The following is a 5,661-nucleotide window of genomic DNA, read 5'->3' as shown; positions in this document are numbered from 1 at the left end:
GAGAACTTGTAGCCCTTGGTGTAGTCGAACTTCTCGACCGCGCGGATCAGACCGAGGTTCCCCTCCTGGATGAGGTCCAGGAAGAGCATGCCGCGGCCCGTGTAGCGCTTGGCGAGGGAGACGACCAGACGCAGGTTCGCCTCGAGCAGGTGGTTCTTCGCCCGGCGACCGTCCTGCGCGATCCACTCCAGCTCACGACGCATCTTCGGCTCGAGCGTGTCGCGGATCTCCGCGAGCTTCTCGTCGGCGAACAGACCGGCCTCGATGCGCTTGGCGAGCTCGACCTCCTGCTCGGCGTTCAGCAGGGCGACCTTGCCGATCTGCTTGAGGTAGTCCTTGACGGGGTCCGCGGTGGCACCGGCCGTGACGACCTGCTGCGCCGGAGCGTCGTCGTCGTCCGCGTCGGAGTACACGAAGCCGGTGTCCTCCGGCTCGTCCTCCTTCTTCACGACCGCCGGCTTGGCCTCGGTGTCGTCACCGTCCTCCGCGACGTCCACGGCGTCGTCCGTCTCGATCTCGACCGTGTCGGTGACCTCGACGTCCTCGAGCTCGGCGACGTCGACGTCGACGTTCTCGTCCAGCTCGCCCGTCGCGTCGTCGCCCTCCTTGGACGCCTTCGCAGGAGCAGCCTTCGCAGTCGCCGACTTCGCCGTCGTCGACTTGGTCGTGGCGGCCTTCGCCGCTGCGGCCTTGGTGGTGGCACGGACGGGCTTGGCTGCGCCGTCGGCGACGGTCGCCTTGGCCGCGGGTCGCGACTTGGCGCTCGTCGCCGCCACCGCACGTCCGGCGGAGCCGAGGTCGTTCACGTCGACACCGGCCGTGCCGAGACCACGCACGACGGCGCGCAGTCGCTTGGCGCCCTCGACACCTGCAGCCTCGCAGGCGGCGCGAACCGAGGCGGAGTCGACGCTGCCGTGGGTCCGTCCACGCATGACCAGCTCCTGCAGAGCAGGGTGCTGGAACTCGCGCGGGAGTGCGGGATGGGGGGTCTGGGACGTCAAGAAACGACCTTTCGTCAGCGCGGCAACCGGAACCGTGGAGAGTCCGAAGGACCGGGAGACAGACAGATATTGTACCGACCCGCGGAGGCACGCCGCGCGCGCTGCCCACGCGCCGCGGATCGGCGCGTCACATCGGTCTCGGGGGTCGACGGGTGCAACGCGGCGTCGAGCCCAGTCATTCCCGCGAGCCGCCGGTGGCGTCACGCGACCGGTGCCCCGGTGCGTCGCGACAGGAACGGACGCACGCCATCGTGACGTCAGCCCGCCGGCTTCACCGTGAGGACGGCGCAGGGCGCGTCGAAGAGCACCCGCTGCGCGTTCGACCCGAGGATGAGCTTGCCCACAGGGCTGCGCCGGCGCAGCCCGAGGACCACGAGCGGGGCGCCGACCTCCTCGGCGGTACTGATGAGGTCGTCGGCGACGTCACCTCCGTCGAGCAGCCGGACCTCGTGCTCGACATCGTGCGCCTGGAGCTCCTCGTGCACACGCGCCAGAGCCTGCTCGACCTCGGCCCGCCGCTCGGGCGTCTCGTCCCGGCGCACGCTGAGCACCACCACGACGCGGACGGACCGGCGCCTGGCCTCCTCGACCGCTGCGTCCAGGGCTGCACGCCCCTCGGGGGTCGCCAGGTAACCGACCACGATTCCCATCGTCGTTCCTCCTCCTGGCCCCTGCCGGCCTCGTGCGCGACGCTACCGGAGCGCGGGACCTCCGACGACCGCGACGGGCGGAAGACGCCTGATCATCCGCGCCGACGTACCCACCCGGGCGCCAGCCCTGCGTCGACCGCGCTGCGCATGAGGAGCCCCAGCCGGTACCCCGGGTCGTCCTGGAGCGCCCTGTCCAGCAGGACGGCGGCGCGTGCGCCGTCGCCCTGCCACCACGCGACCGTGGCCAACAGGGTCGACGCGGGCGCCTGCCCGCCACGGCGACCGTGCGCCACGACGTCCTCGAGCACGGCCCGGACCGCACGGACGTCGTCGCCCGGCGGCTCCCCCGACACCGGGTCCACGAGACGGCCGATCGCGGCCCCGACCTCCGCGTCCTCGTCCGGACCGCCGTGCGCGAGCACACGCTCGGGCAGTGACCCCGCGTCCGGGAGGCAGGCCACGAGGATCGCGTCGCGGACGCGGCGGTCCGCGAGACCGGCTTCGACACGCCCCAGCAGGGCCGACCGCGTGAGCGGCCCCTCGTGCGCCCCGGACGCGGCGGTGATGAGCGCGCGCCACGCGGCGAGCGCCTCCGCGCGCCATCGAGCCAGCGCCTGCGACCCGCTCACCAGTGCACGCGTCCGCGCATCGGCTCGCCGGCGACGCACGCGCGCCACCGCTCGGCGGGCCGCGACCGGCGCAGCGGTCACCTGCCCCAGCGCGTCGCGCCCGGCCGCCACGACGGACCCGGCCAGCACCATCTCGGCTCCGGCCCGCGACCCCTGCAGGTCGCTCAGGGGCCGTCCCTGCGGCGGGCAGCACGTGTCGTCGCACGCCAGGCAGCGGTACGCGTGGTCGCCCACCACGACGACGTCGGTGCCGCCGAACGGGACGTCGAAGGCCTCGGCCACGTGCGACACCGCGGCGTCGACGCGGACCGCACCTGCCGGCGCGGACGTCTCGGCGTAGAGGACGAGGACAGCGCGGCGCGCGCCGTCCCGGTCGAGGTGCGTCGCGAGGGAGCGTGCGACCTGCGGGCCGTGCACCGGGTCGGCGACGTCCGCGAGGTCGACCCGCGCGACGAGGCCCACCTGGCCGCGAGGCCCCCGCAGGCTGACGACGACGGCGCTGTCCCGTGGCTGGAAGCCGAGGAGGTGCGGGACGAGGGCGAGCAGCTCACGGGACTCGCCGAGCCGGAGGAGGAGAGGAGGTTCCATGGCTCCACCGAACCGTTCCCCGGGCCGTTGACGGGGCGCGCGAGGCAGACCTGTGGGGGGAGCCCGATCCACCCGGCCCTGTGGTCGGCTCGCACACCGACCACGATCCGTCGGACCTGCCCGGCTACCCTGGCGCCGTGTCCCGCCCGACCCTCATCGTCCTGGCATCCACCGCGCTGCTCGGTGCCGGCCTGACGGCAGGCTGCACCTCGCCGCCGGACCCCACCCCCGTCGCGGCCTCCTCCAGCCCGGCGTCACCCGCACCCGCACCCAGCGAGTCCCTGCTCAGCGACGACATCGACGACGACACCGCGGTCGGCACCCTCGCCCCGGACTTCCCGGCCCTCCTGGTCCCCGTGCCGCCCGACGCGGAGGTCCTCGTGTCCTCCGCCGAGCCGCTCGGCGACGACCGCCTGCGGATCAGCCTCAACGTCCGGACCGACCAGGACACCGGTGGCCTGCTCGAGGCCGTGCGTGCGCCGCTGCTGGCCGCCGGCTTCAGCGAGTCCGCACCACCGGCGCCGGAGCCGGGCCTCGCCGCGCAGACCACGTTCTCCCGGGCGGAGGGTGCCGAGCTCCTCGTCGTGGGCGTCCTCGACCGCGACGGACGCAGAACGATGACGCTCGGCGGGACGGTCGCCGTTCCAGCGCCCTAGGGTGGGCCCGTGCCCACCGCGAACGCTTCCGTCGTCGATCGTGAGAACCTGCGTGCCGGGGTGGACGAGGCCCTCGCCCGGCACGTCGCGGACCTGCGCGAGACGGCCCGCGTGATCAGCGCTGACGCCGTACCCCTGGCGGACGCGGTCGAACGCATGCTCGCCGGCGGCAAGCGCCTGCGCGCCGCCTTCTGCTACTGGTCGTGGCGCGCGCACGGCGGCATGCCCGGCGACGGCCGCGAGCAGGCCGTCCTGAGGGCGGGTGCGGCCCTGGAGCTCTTCCAGGCCGCCGCGCTGTTCCACGACGACGTCATGGACGACTCGAGCACCCGCCGCGGCCTGCCGACGGCACACCACGTGTTCGCGGACCAGCACCGGGCCACGGGACGCCGCGGCGAGGCCCGCCGCTTCGGCGACGGCGCTGCGATCCTCCTCGGTGACCTCGCGCTGGTCGCCAGCGACGACGAGATGTCCCGCGCGGTCGCGGGCCTGCCCGAGCCCGTCGCGCAGGCGGCGCACTCGGTGTTCGAGGTGATGCGGACCGAGGTCACGATCGGCCAGTACCTCGATCTCGTCGCACAGACCATGCCGTGGGGCGACCCCGAGGACGACGAGCGGCGCGCGCGCGACGTCGTCCGGGCGAAGTCCGCGCGCTACAGCGTCGAGCACCCGATCGTGCTGGGAGCGGCGCTCGCCGGCGCCGACGAGGAAGCCGTCGCGGGCTGCCGTGCCGTGGGCCTGCCCCTCGGCGAGGCGTTCCAGCTGCGCGACGACCTGCTGGGCGTGCTGGGCGACCCGTCGACGACGGGCAAGCCCACCGGGGACGACCTGCGGGAGGGTAAGAGGACGGTCCTCGTGGCGCGCGCGCTGGCACGGGCCACGGCGATCGGGGACCACGCTGCCGTGGACGCCCTCACCCGCGGTGTCGGTGATCCCGATCTCGATGCCGACGGAGTCGCGACGCTGACGGAGCTGCTGGTGCGCACCGGCGCGGTCGCCGAGGTCGAGCAGCTCATCGACGAGCTCTGCACCGAGGCGTTCGCGCAGATCGAGGCGCAGGACTGGCCCGAGCCCGCGCGTGGCGCGCTCATCGCACTCGCGCACGCGGCGGTCCAGCGCACCGCGTGACTCGCCCGCGCGGTCGCGCCCGGCGGCGCGGCCGCGTCAGCCGTCAGAGGAGCGCCTGGGCGACGCGCCTCACCTCGGTCTTGCGCCCGGCACGCAGCGCCACGATCGGCGCGACCCCGAGGGACTCCTCCTCCGTGAAGAGCCACTCGATCGCCTCCTCGTCGGAGAAGCCGTCGTCGTCCAGCACCGTCAGCGTGCCCTGCAGCGACGCCAGCACGGCCCACGGCCGGTCCTCCGAGGGAACGTCCGGCGCCGCGGGGTTGGCGAGGTGGCCGGGCACCAGGCAGTCGGACGGCACGCTCAGCACCGGCGGGCTGCCGCGACGCACAGCGACGAGCCGCCGCTCCTGAAGCAGGCGGCGCACCCTGCCGGCGTCCACGCCGAGCATCTCCGCCACGTCGGGAACGGTCAGCCAGCTACCGACCAGAAGGTCCAGATCCGAGGTCGAACTCACCCGGTCAGCCTACGGGCAACGCGCCGGGAGCCCGCCATCGGGCCCGCGGGGTTTCGGTCCTGAGCTTTCTCGTCTAGCGTCGAAGTTCGTCACACCTGTCACAGCAGCACCATCCGTCACGACCGGTCACCCGATCTCGTCGTCCGACCGGTGCTCGACCACCGCCTGGGGGGGCCATGTCCGCACTCACTCCGCGTCCGCGCACCATGACGCGCGTCGCGACCGGGACGGGTGCCACTCTCGCGCTCGCGACCGTCGCGCTCGCCGCCACCGGGACCGCCGGCCACGCCGCCGACTACACCGTGCGCGAGGGCGACACCCTGAGCTCGATCGCCAAGCGCACCGGCACCACCGTGTCGAGGATCGCGCGCGAGAACGCCCTGTCCGACCCGTCCCGGGTCCGCGCCGGGCAGGTGCTGCGCCTGCCCGACGCCGCGCCACCAGCGGCCGCGGCACCGGTGCCGGCACGTGCCGGTGCTTCGTACGTCGTGCGCCGCGGTGACACCGTCTCGGCGGTCGCGTCGCGCCACGGCACCACCGTCGCCGCCGTCGTGG

At 74.1% G+C, this 5,661-nt stretch carries 7 protein-coding genes; 3 read left to right on the top strand and 4 right to left on the bottom strand.

Going from position 1 to position 5,661, the window contains the following annotated elements; translation table 11 throughout:
• The 3 genes from IR158_RS04600 to IR158_RS04590 all read right to left on the bottom strand — a co-directional run.
• A partial coding sequence (locus tag IR158_RS04600) for a sigma-70 factor domain-containing protein (protein ID WP_291810155.1) occupies window positions 1-1,001 on the bottom strand: 1,001 nt, incomplete at its 3' end.
• A gap of 257 nt (window positions 1,002-1,258) precedes the next feature.
• Window positions 1,259-1,651 carry a universal stress protein gene (locus tag IR158_RS04595; RefSeq protein WP_291810153.1) on the bottom strand — a complete coding sequence of 131 codons (393 nt, stop codon included), beginning with the start codon at window positions 1,649-1,651 and terminating at the stop codon, window positions 1,259-1,261.
• 92 nt (window positions 1,652-1,743) lie between these two features.
• A complete protein-coding gene (locus IR158_RS04590; protein WP_291810151.1) occupies window positions 1,744-2,868 on the bottom strand; it encodes a DUF4192 domain-containing protein in 1,125 nt (374 codons plus the stop codon).
• 137 nt (window positions 2,869-3,005) lie between these two features.
• On the opposite strand from IR158_RS04590, the gene IR158_RS04585 reads away from it, so the two are divergent.
• Window positions 3,006-3,524, top strand: coding sequence for a hypothetical protein (locus IR158_RS04585; protein ID WP_291810150.1), 519 nt, complete (start codon window positions 3,006-3,008; stop codon window positions 3,522-3,524).
• A 9-nt stretch (window positions 3,525-3,533) separates the two neighbouring features.
• Window positions 3,534-4,652 carry a polyprenyl synthetase family protein gene (locus tag IR158_RS04580; protein WP_291810149.1) on the top strand — a complete coding sequence of 373 codons (1,119 nt, stop codon included), beginning with the start codon at window positions 3,534-3,536 and terminating at the stop codon, window positions 4,650-4,652.
• 43 nt (window positions 4,653-4,695) lie between these two features.
• Here IR158_RS04580 and IR158_RS04575 read toward each other — a convergent pair whose 3' ends face one another.
• On the bottom strand, window positions 4,696-5,106 hold the full coding sequence (locus IR158_RS04575) for an Rv2175c family DNA-binding protein (RefSeq protein ID WP_291810147.1): 411 nt from the start codon (window positions 5,104-5,106) through the stop codon (window positions 4,696-4,698).
• 176 nt (window positions 5,107-5,282) lie between these two features.
• Between IR158_RS04575 and IR158_RS04570 the strand changes: the two genes are divergently transcribed.
• On the top strand, window positions 5,283-5,661 hold a 379-nt coding region (locus IR158_RS04570), incomplete at its 3' end, for a LysM domain-containing protein (RefSeq protein WP_291810145.1).

The organism is Cellulomonas sp., assembly GCF_015234515.1.
In the GTDB taxonomy this organism is placed as follows: Bacteria; Actinomycetota; Actinomycetes; order Actinomycetales; family Cellulomonadaceae; genus Cellulomonas.
This window is presented reverse-complemented; position numbering and strand designations above follow the sequence as displayed.